Below are 18,063 nucleotides of genomic sequence, written 5' to 3'. Positions count from 1 at the left end.
GGCCCTTGACGAAGATCGGCACGGTGTGCTCAGCCCCGTCAAGTCGAGCACCGGTGCGGCGGCCATTTCCACTGCAGAGCCGCTGTCAGGAGCCCGCCGCCATGATGGACAAGCCACTCCCGAGACGTGTCACCACTGTCTCCACCAACCGCGTCGGCGGAGTGGACCGGGCCAGGAATCCGTGGTGGGACAACACCCGGTTCCTCTCCGCCTTGCTGATCGTGATTCTGCACACCGGCGGCAGCCTCCTGGCGCGAGAAGACGTGCTGCACTCCTTCCACATCGCCAGCTGGGCCTTCCGGGTGCCTGCCTTCGTCATGTTGGCCGGTGTGTTCAGCAACGCGGGGCCGCTCGGCCCCCGTTCCCTGCGTACCCTGCTGCAGAGCATCGTGCTGCCCGCACTCGCGTTCAGCTTGCTCTACTCGCTGGAGAAGTACTGGCTGGGCGACGAGTTCATCGTGCATGTCGTCCAACTGCCGTGGACTCTGTGGTTCCTGATGTCCCTCTTCTTCTGGCGGCTGCTCCTGCCGTTGGTGGTCCAGCTACGTCACCCACTGCTCGTCACCACGGGCGTCGCCCTCGCCGTGGGGTATATCGAGGAGTTCGGGCTGGCCTTCTCGGCGAGCCGCACGCTTGTCTACCTTCCACTGTTCTATCTCGGCTGGCGGATCGGCCAGGGCTCCCTGAACACCTGGTTCACCAGCCGCTGGAGCCTGTTCGTGGCGGTCGCCGGGATCCTTGCCTCCTGCGTCGTGGGGTGGCTGTGGCACAGGGACATCAAGGGCAACTGGCTTTCCATGCGCCATTCTTACTCCGCCGCCGACCCGCTGAGCCTGGAATGGGCCTGGGTCGTCCGACTGCTGGTGCTGGCCTCGGCCGCGGCCCTGGTGCTCTGTCTGCTGCGGCTGATGCCCCGGCGGCGGCTGCCACTGATCAGCACGTTGGGCGCCGGCGGGTTCACGATCTACCTACTGCACCCGCTGGTCATCTTGCCGTTCCGGGAACTGGGCTGGATATCACGGGTGAACACCCCGGTCGAGATCGTCGGCCTGGTGCTGTGCGCGGTTCTGCTGACGATGGTGCTCGGTTCCCCGCCGGTGCGCCACCTGGTCCGTCCGCTGACCCGGCCGTCCACCGGCTGGCTGTTCGCCCCCGCCACGCCCGGACCGCAGCAGTCGGAGCGGATACCTGCCCACGTACCACCCGTACCGGAGCCCGTGCGCACCCTGTAGTCCTCCGCGGCGTGCTCCTCGTCACTCCTTGAACGTGTCCCCATGGAGGCGACGACAGGGCTCGCTGCGGGGCTGAACGTCGTAGGCGTGCGACACGGCCTCCAGACGCGTCTCGTCGATGTCGATCACCGCGCACTCGGGCGTCTCGGCGAGCGACTTCACCACGGTGTGACCGACCTGCCCCGCGCCCACCACGATGACCCGCATGCCGGCATCGTGGCACGTACGGATACCGGCCGCCGCGACGGCGGCGACGAATCCCTCGAGGCCGACCATGAGCACCACGAGCACCACGAGCACACTGGACCGCACCCGCCACGCCTGCCGACCGCGGTGCGGGGACGGCCGGAAGACGCTGGAAACGGGCCGTGGAGCCCAGCCGTCGCCCACCGGTTCCGGATCGTGGTTCGGGTCGTGGTTCGGAGCGGCGGAAAGCGAGACGGCGCGGGGACCTGCCCCGGCTGTCGTCAGCGCCGGTTCGACCGTCGACGCACGGTGAAGAGACAGGCGAGCATGCCGAGGCCCCAGGCGATGAGGAGGGCGCCCCACAGAGGCATGGTCACCATCGGAACGAGAAGGCGGATCTCGACACTCGCGCGGTTCTCGAAGATGAAGACGAGAGCGATCGCGGTGATCAGAACGAACGGTACGAGGCGGCGGACGCCGGGACGGGAAAGGAACGGCGTACGAGCCTTGGGATCTTTGGTCCGGGTCATGGGATGTCTCTCCCTAGGAGTGCCCTCGCGTCCAGCGTCCTCTCTCCTTACATGGCGCGCCACCGAGGGCGCCGTGCGGGCGCAGCGGCCGGTCGTGCCTTTCCCGGCGTGGTCGTATTCGCGGCGATAGGAGAGGCGGGAGCGTGCGTCGGGTCGGGCGAAAGCGTAGGGGTGCACGGCTGGTAGGGGCGGTTCGGAGGAATCAAACCCCTTCGAACACCGAGTCAGCCGTCGCGGCCGCCACGAGCCGGCCCTGGGCCGGAAATCCGGTGCTGTCCTCGGGCCGGGAACAGACTGCCCAGCGCCAACCGTGCCACGCGCGGCCAGTCGGCCGTCGCTCCGCCGCCCCGCAGCGTGTGCGGGCGGCTGCGCGGCACGCGGACCCGGAGTGCACCGGGCGCGCTGCGGCACACGACGGGTGACGGCAGGACGACGTGTTCTCCGTCGATGCCGACCGGGAGGGTGTCCGTGCCGGCTTCGACGACGACTTCCCCGGCGTTCAGCCGGACGAGCTCCCCGGAGCGCGGACCGCGCACGATGCGCGCCGCCTCGGCGGTGGTGCCGACCCGCACGCACACCAGGCCGAGAAGCCCCGAGTCCAGCCGCTCCCTGCGCCCCGGACGGGCCGCGTCGACGGCACGTCCGTAGGGGTTGTTGCTGACGAGCAGGGCCTGGAGCCCGTCGACGCGTGTGCGGCCGGCCCGTATCCGCAACCTGAGCGCGGCCTCGCCGGTGAGGAGGCCGGGGAGGGCACGCAGGGTCGTGCGGGCCTTGGCATCCCGGTACGCGGGGTCGGTGACGACGGACGCGTACGTTCCGAACGAGGCGTTGTTGACGAAGACCCGGTCCGCGGCGTACCCGAGGTCGACGCGGAGTTCGACGCCGTCGGTCAGGGCTTGCAGAGCTGCGGCCGGGTCGTCGCGGTCGAGGCCGAGGTCGAGGGCGAAGTGGTTGCGGGTGCCCGCGGGGACGACCACGAAGGGCAGGTCGTGGCGCGCCGCGACCTCGGCCACCAGTGCCTGGGTGCCGTCGCCTCCCGCCACCGCCAGCAGGTCGGCTCCCTCGGCGACGGCCTGCCGGGCCAGCTCGGCGACGTTCTGGCCCGGCAGGCCCTCGCCGAGCAGGACCACCTTGCAGCCCGCCGCCCGCGCCTTCTCCACCAGATGGAAACGGTCCACCTTGCCGCCGCCGGAGCGCGGATTCATGAGGATCCAGGGGGCGTGGGGGTCCTCGGCGACAGCCTGTCCGGAGAGGGTGCGACCGGGTGCCGGGGCCGTACGTGCCGCCGTGACGGCCAGCGCCCACAGGGCCAGGGACAACAGAGCCGGCCCCAGCATGCCGAACGCGGCGTACAGGGCGAGCACGGTGACCGGGGCCGCCACCGACAGGACCGCCCCGAGGACGCGGAGCGCACCCGTGTGGGCCAGGACCCACCACACGCCGACGGCGGTGAGCGCGAGCCCCGCGATGCCGACCAGTACCCACAGCACGCTCCGCAGGCCGGCGGCGACGAGCGGCACCAGGATGCTTCCCAGGAGGGCGAGCAGGGCGAGGCGGGCCCGTCCGGCACCGCCTTCGCGTGCGGTCGCGGCCCCTGCCCGGTCCGGCCCCCTCGTGTCACCTCTGTGCCGTTCCACCTGTCGGCCCTTCTCCTCGCGCTCCCGGGCACGCGTCGGCCCTGTCCTGCCAATGCCGTCCGCGCGGTGCCGGGGCTGCCTCACCCGTCGCGCGGTGTGCGCTCCCCCGACAGGTCGGAGAGGTTGCCGCGCTCGACCACGCACAGGGCCCAGATGATGAAGCCCGAGATGGCGATCATCACGACCGACCACAACGGGTAGTACGGCATGGAGAGGAAGTTGGCGATGATGACGAGTCCGGCGATGGCCACACCGGTGACGCGCGCCCATGTCGCGGTCCGGAGCAGTCCGATGCTGACGATCACGGCGATCACGCCCAGAACGAGGTGGATCCAGCCCCAGCTGGTCAGGTCGAACTCGAACACGTAGTGGGGTGTCGTGACGAAGACGTCGTCCTCGGCGATGGCCATGATGCCCCGGAGGAGGTCGAGCAGGCCGACGAGGAAGAGCATCACGGCCGCGAAGACGGTCAGGCCGGTCGCCCATTCCTGCCTCGCCGTGTGTACCGGCCCGGTGTGCGTCGCGCTCATCCTGCGCCTCGTTTCGTGGTGTGCGGGTGCTCGACGACTGGGGGTGCGGGGGGTGGGGGGCCTAGTGCTCCGCCGGACCGTGGCCGGTCAGGACCAGTTCCTTCGCCCTGCGGAACTCCTCGTCCGTGATGTCGCCGTGGGCGCGGATCTCGGACAGCCTGGCGAGCTCGTCGACGCTGCTGGACCGGCCGTCGGTCGCGGTCTTCCTGATGTAGGCGTTGAACTCCTCCTGCTGCGCGCGTGCCTGGGAGACCTCTCGGCGGCCCATGTTCTTGCCGCGGGCGATCACGTAGACGAACACGCCCAGGAAGGGCAGGACGATGCAGAACACCAGCCAGCCGGTCTTCGCCCAGCCGCTCAGCCGGTCGTCGCGGAAGATGTCGGTGATGATCCGGAAGAGCAGGACGAACCACATGATCCACAGGAAGAACCAGAACATGGTCCAGAAAGCGCTCAGCAGCGGGTAGTCGTACGCCAGGTAGGTCTGTGCGCTCATGTCCGTCCTCCGTCCCGGGCGCTCGCCCGGTAGCGGCTCTGTGCCGTCTTCAGCTCTGTGCCGTCTTCAGCGTGCCCACGGCAAGGACCGGGCGGCCTCACCCGGCGCGGGTGAGTGTGCGCACCGGGTGAGGCCGCCCTCGGCGGACGGGTTCCCGCCTTCGGGTCAACGGGTTCGCGCTTTCGGATCATCGGATCAAGGGCCGGACTCCCCGTGGCCACGGGGAGCGGTGGCCGAGAGGACCGCCAGGACCGCCAGGACCGCCAGGACGATGCCGACGACGAGCGCCACCGCTCCGACCGTGGGGTGGTTCCAGAGCACCAGCGCCAGCGCCCCGGCCGCGAAGGCGCCGCCGGTGGTCCACGCCTGGTGGTCCGCCAGCCGGTGTCCGGTGGACCCGGTGCGCACTCCGGCGCGGCGCAGCGCCCGGCCGGTGGCCGTCGTGCCCCGTCGCGCCGTCGTGCGGACGACACGGGCAGGGCGTCCGGGACCGTACAGGTACGCCACCAGCGCCGTGATCACCGAGACGATCAGCAGGGTGCGCGTGCTGTCACGCAGGAAGCGGACGAACGTGTCGTAGATCGCCGCCGCCGCGTCGGGCGGCAGCGCCGCGGGCGGAACCGAGTCCAGGTAGACCCGTCGGACCACGGCCAGTACGAGGAGCAGCCCCATCATCATCACACCGGTACCCGTCGCAGTGATCATCAGCATCACGCGGTGTGCCGGGGCGGTCCACACGGCGAGCGCGGCGAGTACGACGGTCAGGACGGGCAGCCACATGCCGAGGACGTCCAGCAGCCGCATCGTGTCCTGCGCCTTGCTCAGTTCCTCGCCCTGGAACAGGGTGATCGTCCGGTCGGTGTCCGGGATGGCGGCCGCCTTCTCGAAGCCCGCGTCGACGAGCCGCTCCCGCACCTGGTCGACGACCTCTCCCACATGCAGCTGAACGGTGTCGCCCTCGGCGCGCACGGCACCCGTGCCGTCACCGGTGAGCATGGTCACCACCGCGGCGTGCGACCGCCGGTTGGCGCCCTCCCAGGCATGCTGGAAGGCATCGCTGGTGATCACGCCGCTGACAGTGCGGTCCACGACGGTCCTGACCGCGTTGCGCAGCGGGACCTCCAGGGACTCGGCCCCCTCCACGACGCGGGGTGACGTCCCGGCGTCCTGGAGGGCCTCGGCCAGCGAGTCCGTCACCGCCGCGACGTCCACGTTCTCCACCACACGGTCCGTGAGCCGGTTGATCACGGCCTCCTGCACGGGCGGCTCGGACGCCAGCGGCGCGACGGTCTCCACGTACCTGTCGGTGTCGGAGACCGTGTCCTGGACCCAGGCCGCGACGACGGCCAGGGGAGCGAGCAGCAGGGTCAGCAGAAGGAGGACCGAGGAGCTCGCCAGGCGTATCCGCCGGTGTCGCACGGCCGTGTGGCGGCGCAGTCGCTCGTATTCCGCTCGTTCCTCGGCGGTGATGACGTATTTCGGGTTCCCGGATCCGCCGGAGTCCGGCGGATCCGGGGTCGCGGCCGGGTTCATGGGTGCTCCTCTCCGTGGGGGCGCCGCCCCGGCCGCGACGGTCGCCGCCCGGGAGGAAGGCCGGGAGGACGGCCGCGACGGTCGCCGCCCGGGAGGACCGGAGGGGGAGGCGCCCGCACAAGTCCGGGAGCGGTGTCAGGCCGCCCCGGCGGGAGCGTGCGGCCCTCTGGTGTGTGTCTTGCGGAGCGCGGCCCGCCATGCGAGAGCGACCACCGCCTCGGCCAGGCCGAGCAGGACGAGCCACAGGCCGAGCAGCCGGGTCAGGGCGCGGGCCGACTCCGCCGGCAGGGCGAGCACCACGATCCCCGCGACGATGCCGAGCACCGCGACGCCCAGGACGACGCCGCGGTGCGGCAGGTCCTGGGCGGCGATGGCCGTGTAGAGGGTGAGGATGCCGGACACGAGCCAGACGACGCCGACGATCAGCGAGAGCGCGGCGACGGTCTGCAGCGGGTTTCGCAGGCACAGCACCCCGGCCAGGACGTACAGCACGGCCAGGAGCAACCCTGGGATCCGTTCACCGTGCTCCTCCCGGCCGAAGACGGCCACGAACCGGAACGCCCCGGTCACCAGCAGGTACAGGCCGACGAGGACGGCCAGGACGTGCAGGGTCCCCTCCGGCCAGACCAGTACCAGGACGCCCGGTACCAGTGTCGAGACGGCAGAGCCGAGGAGCCAGGTCCATGAACGGCCGAGCCGCGCGAGTACGTATGTGGAGTCGCCTCCCGGGCCGGGGCCCGTCCCGTCGGGTCGGTGCTCTTCTCCGGTGCGCGATGCCGGACCACGCGGCATGGTCATGGCTCCTCCTCGCGTGAGCGAGCGGTCGCTCCAGGACCGCCTTCGGGGCGGGATGTGAAGGGACGTTGTGCAAGGGACCTGATCGCTCCAGGATCACGCCTGTCACCGGGTGCCGGGTTCACCCACCACGGGTGATCCGTCGGCGCCGACGTGGCGGCGGGGGTGGGAATCTCCGGGCGCCTGTCCCCTCGGCCTTCCGGCCGAACGGAGAAGACCACGGGGCCGGGTCGGCTTCCCCTTCGTCCGGTTGTGCGGGGCATCCCCGGCACGGGCCCACGCCCGCTCGGGCGATTCCCCCGCCCTCGCCGCCCACCTGGGCGGCGGCGACCGTTCCGACGCGCGCTCACCGAGTTCGCCCAGTCCTGCGCCGACCGGCCTGCGCTGACCGGCCTGTGCCGACCGGCCTGTGCCGACCGGAACGAGCGGGACTTCGAGGCGCTGGAAGCCACCCGCCGCTCCGGGCCGCTCCGGGCCGCTCCGGGCCGCTCCGGCCGGCCCGGACCGGAGCGGCTCCGATCTGCTTCACGGCCCTCCGGAGGCTGATCCGGTGTCGCACACCGCCGGGTCCCGTCACTCCGGCAGCTGCCGCATCTCCACGACACGCAGTCCCAGTGACCGGCAGCGCGCCAGCAGCCCGTACAGGTGCGCCTCGTCCACGACGGGGCCGAACAGAACGGTCTGGCCGGACATCACGACGTGGCCCAGCTCCGGGAAGGCTTTGGCCAGCGTTTCCGACAGGTGTCCCTCGATTCGGATCTCGTAGCGCACGAGCTGTCCTCCCACGGACTTCCTGGGACAGGCGGACGGCGTCCTTACCTGCGATCATCCGCCTCCGTGCCGTTTCGGGCCTCACCTGGTACAGGTGACCCGCCGCCGGACGACGGACGCCACGGATCAGTGCTCCAGAACGATTCAGTGCTTCAGAACGATCTTGAAGGAGATGATCAGCAGACCGAGCAACAGGTTGACCGAAGCGGTGACGGCCACAAGCCGCCGCGAAGCACCGGCGTGGCGAGCCGCTGCCACGGACCAGCCCACCTGGCCGGCCACGGCGACGGAGAGAGCCAGCCAGAAGGCACCTTGCACATCCAGGCCCAGGAGCGGGCTGACGGCCACCGCGGCGGCCGGCGGGACGGCGGCCTTGACGATCGGCCACTCGTCGCGGCACACGTGCAGCACGACCCGGCGGTCGGGCGTCTGTTGTGCCAGGCGCGCCCCGAACAGCTGGGCATGCACGTGCGCGATCCAGAACACCACGCCGGTGAGCAGCAGCAACAGCACCAGCTCGGCGCGGGGGAACGAGCCCAGGGAGCCGGCGCCGATCACCACGGAGGCCGCGAGCATGGATCCGTAGACGCCGCCCGTGTAGTCCGCGCGGGCTCGGTGCGCGGCACGGCGCGCTCTGCGGGCCGTGGCCGGGCCGGTCCTTGCTCTGGACACCGGTGACTCCCTCCGGACTCAGCGCATCGCTCCGGTCGCTCCGGCCGGAGCGTCGGCATCCGGCTGTCGCGGACGGCTTCCCCGGGCGGTCGGGAGGTGCGGTGTGACCAGGAAACTGGCGAGCGCGATGCCGCCGGTGGCCAGGATCGCCGCCTTCAGACCGCCCAGCTGCGCGGAGGCGTAGGAGTCCGCGACGGCGTCGACCTCGGACGGCGGCAACCCGGCACGCTCGGCCGCCGAGCGCACCTGATCGGTGGAGACGAAGGTGACTCCGGCCTGGAGAGCGACACCGGCCTGCTCACGGGTCTCCTCCGACAGCCGCGGGTTGTCCGCCACCTGCGTGGTGAGGACGTGGGCCAGCGCACCGATGAGGATCGACCCGATGAGAGCGGTGCCCAGCGCCGAGCCCAGATTCTGCGCCGTGAACTGAAGCCCTCCGGCCTCACTGCGTTCCTCGTCGCCGACGCTGGACTGGACGACGTTGCCCAACTGCGAGGCGAGCAGGCCGACGCCCACGCCCAGCAGGGCCATGGCACCGGCGAACTGCGCGTCGTCGATGACCGGGTCGATGGTGGCCAGCAGCCACACGATGGCCGCCGTCAGGATCACCAGGGCCAGCCGGACCACCCGGCGCGGCCCCACCACCGGTCCCAGCGAGGACGCGCACAGGGAGGTCACGAGCATGGTGGCGGACACCGGGAGCAGGCGCAGCCCTGTCTGGAAGGCGTCGAACCCCTGAACCACCTGCAAGTACAGCGGGATGGTGAAGAACAGTCCCAGCAGGATGAGGTTCTGGCTCAGCAGCATCAGCAGGCCGGACCGCAGCACGGGCCTGCCCAACAGGGACAGATGCACAAGGGGGTCGGCGCCTCGATCGTCACGACGCCGCTCCCAGTACCGGAAGAGGGCCAGGGTGGCCACTCCGGCGCCGACGACGAACAGCGTCGGGGCGAAGCCGAACACGGTGAAGGGAGGATTCCGGGGCTGCACCCATCCCCACGTGCTGCTCTGCAGCACGCCGAACACGCCCAGACCCAGTCCGGCCGCCGAGAGCACGGCACCGACGCCGTCCAGCCGGGGAGGCGAGCCGGTCCGGACGGGCGTCGCGATCACCCGACGGCACAGCAGGACGGCCACGACGACCACGACCTCGCCGGCGAAGACCAGCCGCCAGGTGAGATACGTCGTCACCCAGCCGCCCAGCAGTGGGCCGACCGCGATCCCGGCGCCGGCGAGCCCGCCGATGACCGCGTAGGCGACAGCCCGGTCCTTCCCGCGGTACGACTCCGCGACGAGGGCGACCATGGCCGGCAGCACCATGGCGGCTCCGAGCCCCTCGATGACGGACCAGCCCAGCGTGAGGACCCACAGCGTGGGCGCCACAGCGGTCAGGGCCGACCCCACGCCGTAGACGACCAGCCCCAGAAGGAACATGCGGCGACGCCCCAGGATGTCCCCGAACCTACCGCCGATGATCATGAACGCGGCCATGACCAGCGCGTACAGCGTGATGACGGCCTGGATGGCGGTGACCTCGGTGTCGAAGTCCTCGACCAGCTGACTGATGGAGACGTTCATGACGGAGGTGTCCAGGACCATCAGGAACTGGGCCGTACCGAGGACGATCAGGGCCCTCCAGTGCTTCACGGTGTCCACCTCGCCGAGTCGGCCGGTACGCCGGTGGGGTCGGCCGGCCGCGGGCCGGCGCACGCCCCGCCGCTCCTTCCATCGCCCCTCCCATCACATCCGAAGCACGCGCCCCGTGCCTCACCCGCCACGGGGGAAGGGCTGAGCCCTGTGACGTCCTGCCGGTGGGAAGGGCTGAGCCTCGTGACGTCCCGCCGGTGGGAGGACGGGCGCCGCCTCTCTCACCGACGCGCGTTCACCGGATCAGCCGGAGTTCGCGCGCGCGGCGCACCGCTTCGTTGCGCCGGTTCACCGCCAGTTTCCGGTAGACGCTCTTGAGGTGGGTCTTCACCGTGTTCACCGACAGGTAGAGGTCGGCGGCGATCTCCTCGGTCGACATCATCCGGGCCAGTCGCTCCAGGACGTCGTGCTCGCGTCCGCTCAGTTCCGCCGCGACGAGCAGCGGAGGCAACGGCTCCGTCCGGGGCTGCTCACCGCGTCGCGGCGGGCCGGGCGTGAGCCAGCCCGCCGCCAGCGCGTGCAACGGAGCCGTGGCCAGAAGAGGCCGGATCCACGCTCCGGCATCGAGGAACGGACGCCGCAGCCGCTCCTGCCGGGCGCCGAGGAGAGCCTGTGCCACGAGCCTGTGGGCGGTGGCGGTGTCCCCCGCCTCCTCCGCGACCCGCGCCCTGACCAGTGCTGCCCCCACGGTCACCGCCGGACCGGTCCGGTCCTTGGCGCGGATGCTGTCGAGCAGGTCGACGGCGGCCCCGGGACGCCCTGCGGCGAGCTGGATCGCCGCGGCCTCCACGGCACACACCGGCTGGTCGCCGGAGACTCCCTGGAGCACCTCGGCGGCTCTGTCCGGCCGTCCTTCGGCCAGGTGGGCGGCGGAGGCGACGAGCATTTCATGGCTTGCCGCCCAGGGTGAGGCCACGGCGGTGGAGACGGCCGGGTCCGCCGCCTCGACGGCGGCTCGTGTCTTGCCCCTGACCAGCAGGAGGCGGGCTGTGGCGAGGGCTCGCCCTGCCGCCGTCACCGGGTCGCGCGTCGCCGAAGGGAGCTGGGCCGTCTCGTCGAGGAGGGCCTGGGCCCGGCCCAGTTCATGGCGGTCGACAGCCACGGCGGCCAGAACCAGCCGTCCGATGCCGGAGCCGGAGCCGATGCCGATGCCGGAGCTGGAGCCGATGCCGGAGCCGGACGGCCGGAGCGGGTCGGCCCGCTCCGCCTCGGACAGCGCCGCCAGTGCCTTGCGTTCCGCCCGGCCGGGCCAGCCGTTCAGATAGTCGAGCAGGGCCAGGTGCCCCATCGACTCCTCCCGGGGCAGCACGGTGGAGGCTCCGCCGGGGGTGCCGGCCACGGTGGTCAGGACAGCGCGCGCGTCCTCGAAACGCCCGGCCCACAGGCGTGCCGAGCCCAGATGGGTCAGCAGGAGAGCGGTGAGTTCGGGATGCTCGTCCAGAAGGTGTGCCGGGACTTCCCACCGCAGTTCATCGGCCGCTTCGGCGGCCTTTTCGACCCGTGAAGGACATCCGGCCAGCCGGGCGGCCAGTGCCTCGAGCAGCGCACAGCTCAGCCGGGCGGCCGCCGGGCCGGGCACGTCGTCCACCGGGCCGGGCACGTCGTCCGCCAGTCGCTCCTCGGCGTGGCGCAGGTGTGCCCGACCACGATCGAGATCGCACCGGGACAGGTCGTGGGCGGCGCGCACGAGGTCCGCCGCGGGGCTTCTGGCCTCGGGCCCCATGGAGGAGAACAACTGGGCCAGGTCGTCCGAGCGCGGGCCGGTGAAGAGCCGGCCGATCGCCAAGTCGTCTATGAGGGCACCGGCGGCGAAATTCCAGTCGTCCGCGGCGGCGCTGTGGGCGAGTGCCTCCGGCAGGAATCCGGAACGACGCAGCCACCGCGCGGCCCGCCGGTGGAGTTCCGGCTCCAGCCCGGGCAGGCGTACGCGCAGATGGGCCCGGAGGATCTCCCCGAACAGCGGGTGGAGCTGGTACCACGAGTGCCCGAGATGCTCGACGAACGCGTTCTCGCGGTGCAGTCCGGCGAGAAGGGGCTCGGCATCGCTCCGCAGGGTCAGTGCGTCGGCCAGACCGGGACAGAAACGCTTCAGGACGCTGACGCGCAGCAGGAGGTCCTGTGTCTCCTGCGTCTGACCCTTGAGGACCTCGGCCAGCAGGAAGTCCGCGACCGTACTGCGGTCCGCCTCGAACTCCTTCAGGTAGAGCTCGGGGTCGGCGCTCTCCCGAGCGGCCAGGGCGGACAGGCGCAGGCCGGCGGCCCAGCCCCGGGTGCGGTCCACCAGGGCCCGCGCGGCGTGGACCGGAAGGCTCAGACCGTGCAGCTCCAGCAGCGCGACGGCCTCCTCGGGGGTGAAGGCCAGTTCGGCGGCGCGGATCTCCGTCAGTTCGCCGGCCGCCCGGTAACGGTGCAGCGGAAGCAGAGGTTCGGTGCGGGTGACGAGGACGAGGCGCAGACCCCGCCCGGCGTGGTGCAGGACGAACGCCAGTTGCTCCGTGATCTCCGGAGCGGTCATGCAGTCGTACTCGTCGAGCACGAGGACCACGGGCCGGTCGCGATCGTTCAGCTCGGCGGCGAGCGCTGTCAGCAGCCTGCGGTCCACCCCGGAAGCGTCCGCGGGGGCCCCGACCGCGTCGGATGCCGGCGCACCGCAGGCGCGCAGCGTCTGAAGGACGTACGCCCAGAACACCCCGGGACGCCGGTCCCCCGCTTCGACGGTGAGCCAGGCGACCGGTGACCGCAGCCCGGCGGCCCAGTCGGCGGCCAGCAGGGTCTTGCCGGCCCCGGCCGCGCCGTTGACCAGTGTCAACGGCGTCCCGAGAGCTTGGCCGAGGTGGTCGACGAGCCGCTGCCGCCGCAGGAACGCGGCGGGTCTCGCGGGGAGGGCGAACCGGGTGCGCAGGAACGGGTCTCCCAGAGGATCGGCGCACGGAACATCCGGGACGATGGGAACATCCGGAACAACGGGAACATCCGGAACGATCGGTTCTTGAGCGTTCTCGTAGGTCTCAGGCACGGCGCTCACCGCCCCTACTCCGTCAATACCACATCACGGGCAGCGCTCCGTCCCCCAGTATCCCAGCCTTCCCGCCCGGTCGCGCGACGCACCGAGCCGTCGGCCCGTTCACCTGCCCTTGTACCGCCCCCTGCCGCCGGGCCCACGGCGGTGTTCGTCACCCACGATCACCCACGACACGCCGTCCCGGCAGCGAGCGACAGCGCGTGACGGCCACCGGCCCGCCCCGGTCGCTCACCGCGTTCACGGCCGAAGGCTCACCGGCGCAAGCCTTCGCCGTGAAGTGCCACCCGGTGCTACCGGGCGTCTTCTGGCCGACGGTGCCATGCTCGCCGCTCGACGGCCGTCGCTTCCTCCCCGGCCAACCGGCAGACGCGCGGCCGTGGTGCCCGGGAGGACGAGTCGTGGGCACCGCAAGTGGTGTCAGACGCCGAACGCGGCGGGGTACTGGATGGAGCCGGTGGGGACGGGGCGGGTGTCGTCGAGGGCCATGGCCATCATGGCCTCGTCGGGTACCTCGAAGGGGGCGCGGACACCGAAGCGAGAGGCGGGGGTGAAGCCGAACCGCGGGTAGTAGTCGGCGTGGCCCAGGACGACGACGAGGTTCTCTCCCATGGCCCGGGCTGCGTCCAGGGCGGCGCGGATGGCGGCGGAGCCGGCGCCGGTGCGCTGGGCGGAGGGCAGTACCGCGCACGGGGCCAGGGCGAGGGCGGGGTGACTGTCGACGTGGCAGCGGGTGAGCAGGGCGTATCCGACCGGGATTCCGTCGGAGGCAGTGGTGATGATGGACAGTCCGTCGATCCACGCCTTCGGGTCGGCGCGCAGTGCGTCGACGATGTCGGCCTCGACCGCGGTGGGGAAGGCGGCGAGGTTGATGTCGCGGATGGCGGGGATGTCGGCGGTGGTCTCGGGGCGGGTGGTCCAGGTGGTCATGGCGGTTCGTTCTCGCTGGTGTCGGGGGTGTGGTCGTGGGGACGGAGGAGGTAGACGGCGTAGGCGTTCTCCCGCAGCAGCCAGCAGCCAGCAGCCAGCAGCCAGCAGCCAGCAGCCAGCAGCCAGCAGCCAGCAGCCCGCGGTAGCTGTCCGGACGGCGCCGGGGAATCTCACCTGCCTCGACGGTGGCCAGGACCACGCAGCCGGGTTCACTCCCGTGTACACAGTCCGCGAACCGGCACCCTCTCCTCAGAGTCTGACATCAGCGCTGCCCTGCGCCCGCCTCGGTGCACCCCGGCACGTCTTCGGCACGTCTTCCCACCGCGTTGGTGGCGCCTTGGGTTTTGTGCAGGGCGTTTCACCTGCGTTCACGGCGGCCGGCTGTCCGCGTGGTGACGGCTCCGGATCTCGTCCGAACGGCTGTGAACGGGGTTGAACGGGATGGGAACCGAGACGGTGATGTACGTCTTCAGGCTGCCTCCCGGCTGAAGCGGCCCTCCGACCGGTCGGGACTGAGGTAGGCGAAGCCGGTGCCGTACGCGAAGTTCAGTACGCGAAGTTCAGGAAGTACGGTCCGTCGTCCTCCATGCCGCCGAGCCGGAATCTGTTCTGGTCGGTCCACGAGCTGAGGGTGAGGTTCTGGATCCGGGCGGATGCCGGCTCCGGTGACAAGGCTGTGAGCGGGTGGGCGGGAACCCGTAGCCTGAGACCACCGGCAGCACACGGTTCTGATCAAGTGGAGGGGATGCCGATGACCACAGCTCCTGGCGGTGTGCCTCACCCACCGTCCTCGTCGTCGCATCCGCTGCGGACCATCCGTGACATTCGGGAGTCCCTGCCGGAGGACCAGCGGCGGCATTTCGATGCGGAGCTCGCCGACACGGAGATCGAGGCGCTGCCCGAGATGCTTCACCGTTGGGTGGCATTGAGTAACGACGGTTTCGAGGAGTTCCTGCTCTCCCGGCCGTTCGAGGGCCTGGAGTTCGGCGCGCGCTCCTACGACGAGCAGACGGACGCCGAGTGATCTACCTGTTCGACACCAACGTGGTCGCCGAACTCACGACCCGGGCCACGCCTGACCCGCGCGTCCTGGCCTGGTTCCGGTCCACGGCCCGGCCCGACCGCTTCCTGAGTGTGATCACTGTGGCCGAGATCGAGGCCGGCGTGGCCGCCGCCCCGGATCCCGTACGACAGGCGCGCTACGCCCGATCCCTCGCTGCTGTACGGAACGAATACCACGACCGCATCGCGCCGATCGGCGAGTCGGAAGCGGCTGCCTACCTGACCGTTCACAAGGCGCTCAAGGCTGCGGGCGCCGGCATCGACCCACCGGACGCCCTGATCGCTGCCACCGCCCTGGCCAACGGGTGGACGGTCGCCACCCGCAACATCAAACACCTGGCCCGAACCGGGGCTCTGGTCGTCAATCCATGGGAGCAGCAACTGTAGGTTGAGGCGCCCCTCACATACATGTGGTGCGAGACCGGATGCCCTGCCGCCCACTCGGGCGACAGGGCATTCGACCTGCTTTTTCTCTGTGCCCCCGGCAGGATTCGAACCTGCGACACCCGCTTCAGGAGTTTTCCATGGGCGGGGCTGTGACCTGCGGAGACGTCGGCTGCAGGGTGTCTGGCCTGGGGAAGTACCCTTCCGTAGTTCTCGCGAGTTCACGTGGTTTCCCGGCCTCATGTGTGCTGAATCCGTTCCGTGGAGGCATGTGTCTGCCGGTGAAACGGCTGCTTGCGTCGCTCTGACCAGCTAGTCAGCCTCTCCCGCACAGCGGGGGCACCTCAGCGAAACGGCAGCCAGGTCCCGGTACTGCTGCGGGGGAAGGCGAACCAGATGTCACCGGTCGACGCACCGAGGCGCCGCGCGCCGTCATGGTGGCGTGGTGTGCGCTGTCGGTAGTCGAATCCGTACCGGACATCGCCCTCCCGGGCGTGGGTACTGACGCGGGAACTCCGGCAGGCGCGAGGGCTGCCCTCCAGGAAGAGGTCGGTGACGAGGTGCTCGCCTGTCATCAGAGGGATCGTGCCGCTGCGCTCGAGCACCCGCCCGTAACCGGAGCACGCGTTCCAGACTCAGCGCGCCGCATGCGGGACCGGGGCCATGTGGTCGGTGAACCAGTCACGGGCCAGATCGGTGACCTTCTCCAGGGCACCGGGTTCCTCGAAGAGGTGGGTCGCGCCGGGGACGACCGCGAGCCGGCTCTCGCAGCGCAGCCGGGCCTGTGCATCGCGGTTGAGGTCGAGCACCAACTCGTCGTGGCCCCCGACGATCAGCAGCGTGGGCGCGTTCACCGCCGGCAGCCGTGGCCCGGCCAGGTCGGGCCTGCCGCCCCTGGAGACGACTGCGGCGATCCGCGCGCCGGGCTCGGCGGCCGCCCACAACGCGGCGGCCGCGCCGGTGCTCGCACCGAAGTAGCCGACAGCCAGCCCCTGGGTCTCCGGCCGACCGCGCAACCAGCCGGTGGCGTCCGTCAGCCGCCGGGCCAGCAGACCTGAGTCGAACACGTTGGCCCTGTCTGTCTCTTCCTCCTCGGTGAGCAGGTCGAACAGGAGAGTGCCGAGCCCGGCCCGGTTCAGCCCGAGCGCGACGAACCGGTTGCGCGGGCTGTGCCGGCTGCTGCCGCTGCCGTGCGCGAACAGCACCACCCCGGCCGCGCTCTCGGGCAACGTCAGCTGCCCGCGCAGCACCATCCCACCGGCCTGCACATCCACCTCCGGGTCCTCCGGCACCGCGTGAGGCGGCTCAGTCCGGCGGGTGCTCAGCAGACGGGCCACGGCTTCTTCCAGACAGGCGACGACCTCATCGTCGTCGGTCTGGGAGAAGTCGGCGTAGAACTGCCCGATCGCATAGAAGTCCCACGGGGTGTGCAGGCATACCAGTTCGTCGGCGTCCTCGCCGAGCCGTGCGGTCCAGTCGTGCGGTGCCACGGGGACGGCGAGCACGATCCGTGCCGCTCCCCTGGCACGGGCGATCTGGCAGGCCGCACGCGCCGTGGACCCCGTGGCCACCCCGTCGTCGACCACCAACACCGTGCGGCCCTCTGTGCCAACCGGCTCCCGCCCTGCTCGGTAGCGCCGGGCGCGGCTCTCCAGCACTTCCCGCTCACGGGCCTCGACCTGGGCAAGTTCATCCGGGGTGATACGCGCGGTGCGCACCACGGCATCGTTGATCACACGCACGCCGCCCTCGCCGATCGCTCCCATCCCCAGCTCCGGCTGGAACGGCACGCCCAGCTTGCGCACCAGGCAGACATCGAGCGGCGCGCCGAGCGCCCCCGCGACCTCGGCGGCGACGGGCACCCCTCCACGGGGCAGCCCCAGCACCACCACCTCGGTCCCCTGCAGATGGCCCAGCCGGGCGGCCAGTTGCCGGCCGGCATCACGACGATCTCTGAAGAACACGACCCGACCTCCTCGTCCCGGAGGAACACGGCGGGCGACACCCGCCCCATACCTCCATCCTCGCCCGCGCAGCGAACAGATGCGCATCGCCACGCGACCCGCCCCGGTCCGGCCGCCGACGGCGACCCGAGGAGGACGGCTGATGCACCGGCCCGGGGGAGCGAAGCCGACCTCGCGCGAAGCCTCCCCGACAACTAGGCCGGCCGCTTCGTCGAAGCTGTGGCGGCACGCCCACGTCCGACCAGCCGCCGCCGGAGGCCACCCGAGGCCGGACAGGCGCTCCGCAGCACGTGAATCGACGGTGTGGCCGGCCCGCGCGCGCCGAGGGAAGGGACGGACAAGCCCAGATCGCTGTGTCCGGGTGGGCTGACGTATCCGCCGCACCGACGGGTACTGCCGTCGCAGGACGGTCAGGCGGCACCGTCTCCGGCAGGCTGCGGCACGATGACGACCGGGCAAGGTGCATGGAGCATGCGGCCCTGGCTGACCGAGCCGAGCACCAGTCCGGAGAATCCGCCCGGCCCGGCTCAACGCGGTGCGCTGCGTTCGGGCATCCGCGCACGTGGTCAGGCACCCGAGGTGTGCGACGTCCGCAGCGGAGTGCGCGCGTCACGGCAGCCACCAGCCACCAGCCACCAGCCGCGCTGCCGGAGCCGTTTCGATTCGGGTTGGGTC

At 71.2% G+C, this 18,063-nt stretch carries 18 protein-coding genes, 1 tRNA gene and 2 pseudogenes; 4 read left to right on the top strand and 17 right to left on the bottom strand.

Annotation, left to right across the window (positions count from 1 at the left end; translation table 11 throughout):
• Positions 1–101 precede the first annotated feature (101 nt).
• The gene (locus V4Y04_RS15755) at positions 102–1,232 is read left to right on the top strand and encodes an acyltransferase family protein (protein ID WP_332428580.1); all 1,131 of its coding nucleotides are present in this window, start codon (positions 102–104) and stop codon (positions 1,230–1,232) included.
• A gap of 21 nt (positions 1,233–1,253) precedes the next feature.
• Here V4Y04_RS15755 and V4Y04_RS15750 read toward each other — a convergent pair whose 3' ends face one another.
• The 7 genes from V4Y04_RS15750 to V4Y04_RS15720 all read right to left on the bottom strand — a co-directional run bounded on the left by V4Y04_RS15750 (position 1,254) and on the right by V4Y04_RS15720 (position 6,942).
• On the bottom strand, positions 1,254–1,544 hold the full coding sequence (locus V4Y04_RS15750) for an NAD-binding protein (protein ID WP_332428578.1): 291 nt from the start codon (positions 1,542–1,544) through the stop codon (positions 1,254–1,256).
• A 155-nt stretch (positions 1,545–1,699) separates the two neighbouring features.
• A complete protein-coding gene (locus V4Y04_RS15745) occupies positions 1,700–1,948 on the bottom strand; it encodes a hypothetical protein (RefSeq protein WP_332428576.1) in 249 nt (82 codons plus the stop codon).
• Positions 1,949–2,172: 224 nt separating this feature from the next.
• Positions 2,173–3,585, bottom strand: coding sequence for a diacylglycerol/lipid kinase family protein (locus V4Y04_RS15740; RefSeq protein WP_332428574.1), 1,413 nt, complete (start codon positions 3,583–3,585; stop codon positions 2,173–2,175).
• 80 nt (positions 3,586–3,665) lie between these two features.
• Positions 3,666–4,115, bottom strand: a complete 450-nt coding sequence (locus V4Y04_RS15735) for a DUF7144 family membrane protein (protein ID WP_332428572.1) — start codon at positions 4,113–4,115, stop codon at positions 3,666–3,668.
• A 61-nt stretch (positions 4,116–4,176) separates the two neighbouring features.
• The gene (locus V4Y04_RS15730; RefSeq protein WP_332428570.1) at positions 4,177–4,611 is read right to left on the bottom strand and encodes an SHOCT domain-containing protein; all 435 of its coding nucleotides are present in this window, start codon (positions 4,609–4,611) and stop codon (positions 4,177–4,179) included.
• A 195-nt stretch (positions 4,612–4,806) separates the two neighbouring features.
• The gene (locus tag V4Y04_RS15725; protein WP_332428568.1) at positions 4,807–6,144 is read right to left on the bottom strand and encodes a hypothetical protein; all 1,338 of its coding nucleotides are present in this window, start codon (positions 6,142–6,144) and stop codon (positions 4,807–4,809) included.
• A 135-nt stretch (positions 6,145–6,279) separates the two neighbouring features.
• Positions 6,280–6,942 carry an HdeD family acid-resistance protein gene (locus V4Y04_RS15720; RefSeq protein WP_332428566.1) on the bottom strand — a complete coding sequence of 221 codons (663 nt, stop codon included), beginning with the start codon at positions 6,940–6,942 and terminating at the stop codon, positions 6,280–6,282.
• Between the two features lie 238 nt (positions 6,943–7,180).
• Here V4Y04_RS15720 and V4Y04_RS15715 point away from each other — a divergent pair.
• Positions 7,181–7,485, top strand: a pseudogene (locus V4Y04_RS15715) (DUF2252 family protein); the annotation flags it as partial.
• 27 nt (positions 7,486–7,512) lie between these two features.
• Here the strand turns inward: V4Y04_RS15715 and V4Y04_RS15710 are convergent.
• The 6 genes from V4Y04_RS15710 to V4Y04_RS15685 all read right to left on the bottom strand — a co-directional run bounded on the left by V4Y04_RS15710 (position 7,513) and on the right by V4Y04_RS15685 (position 14,650).
• Positions 7,513–7,710, bottom strand: coding sequence for a hypothetical protein (locus V4Y04_RS15710; protein WP_332432861.1), 198 nt, complete (start codon positions 7,708–7,710; stop codon positions 7,513–7,515).
• 144 nt (positions 7,711–7,854) lie between these two features.
• Positions 7,855–8,382: a hypothetical protein gene (locus tag V4Y04_RS15705; protein ID WP_332428564.1), complete on the bottom strand. Its 528-nt coding sequence runs from the start codon at positions 8,380–8,382 to the stop codon at positions 7,855–7,857.
• A gap of 18 nt (positions 8,383–8,400) precedes the next feature.
• Positions 8,401–10,029: an MFS transporter gene (locus tag V4Y04_RS15700; RefSeq protein WP_443080024.1), complete on the bottom strand. Its 1,629-nt coding sequence runs from the start codon at positions 10,027–10,029 to the stop codon at positions 8,401–8,403.
• Positions 10,030–10,264: 235 nt separating this feature from the next.
• Positions 10,265–13,012 (bottom strand): LuxR C-terminal-related transcriptional regulator, encoded by a 2,748-nt coding sequence (locus V4Y04_RS15695; protein ID WP_332432860.1) that lies wholly within the window; start codon positions 13,010–13,012, stop codon positions 10,265–10,267.
• Positions 13,013–13,468: 456 nt separating this feature from the next.
• Entirely contained in the window at positions 13,469–13,978 is a 510-nt protein-coding gene (locus V4Y04_RS15690) for a GNAT family N-acetyltransferase (protein WP_332428562.1), read from the bottom strand.
• 546 nt (positions 13,979–14,524) lie between these two features.
• Positions 14,525–14,650, bottom strand: a complete 126-nt coding sequence (locus V4Y04_RS15685) for a hypothetical protein (protein ID WP_332428560.1) — start codon at positions 14,648–14,650, stop codon at positions 14,525–14,527.
• A 79-nt stretch (positions 14,651–14,729) separates the two neighbouring features.
• Here V4Y04_RS15685 and V4Y04_RS15680 point away from each other — a divergent pair, with 79 nt between their 5' ends.
• Together V4Y04_RS15680 and V4Y04_RS15675 are read left to right on the top strand one after the other, a co-directional pair.
• Entirely contained in the window at positions 14,730–15,002 is a 273-nt protein-coding gene (locus tag V4Y04_RS15680; protein ID WP_332428559.1) for a hypothetical protein, read from the top strand.
• Entirely contained in the window at positions 14,999–15,427 is a 429-nt protein-coding gene (locus tag V4Y04_RS15675) for a type II toxin-antitoxin system VapC family toxin (RefSeq protein WP_332428557.1), read from the top strand. The genes V4Y04_RS15680 and V4Y04_RS15675 overlap by 4 nt, the downstream gene beginning before the upstream one ends.
• An 89-nt stretch (positions 15,428–15,516) precedes the next feature.
• Here the strand turns inward: V4Y04_RS15675 and V4Y04_RS15670 are convergent.
• From V4Y04_RS15670 to V4Y04_RS15655, 4 genes and pseudogenes are all read right to left on the bottom strand, one after another.
• Positions 15,517–15,591, bottom strand: a tRNA-OTHER gene (locus V4Y04_RS15670).
• Positions 15,592–15,768: 177 nt separating this feature from the next.
• On the bottom strand, positions 15,769–15,999 hold the full coding sequence (locus tag V4Y04_RS15665) for a hypothetical protein (protein WP_332428556.1): 231 nt from the start codon (positions 15,997–15,999) through the stop codon (positions 15,769–15,771).
• Between the two features lie 60 nt (positions 16,000–16,059).
• Complete coding sequence (locus V4Y04_RS15660; RefSeq protein ID WP_332428554.1) at positions 16,060–17,388, bottom strand: phosphoribosyltransferase family protein; 1,329 nt, start codon at positions 17,386–17,388, stop codon at positions 16,060–16,062.
• A 410-nt stretch (positions 17,389–17,798) separates the two neighbouring features.
• Positions 17,799–17,897 (bottom strand): annotated as a pseudogene (locus V4Y04_RS15655) (universal stress protein); the annotation flags it as partial.
• Positions 17,898–18,063: the final 166 nt, after the last annotated feature.

The sequence above is a fragment of the Streptomyces sp. P9-A2 genome, assembly GCF_036634175.1.
Classification (GTDB): domain Bacteria; phylum Actinomycetota; class Actinomycetes; order Streptomycetales; family Streptomycetaceae; genus Streptomyces; species Streptomyces pratens.
Note: the sequence above shows the minus strand (reverse complement) of the source record. Positions and strands in the feature narration are given on the sequence as shown.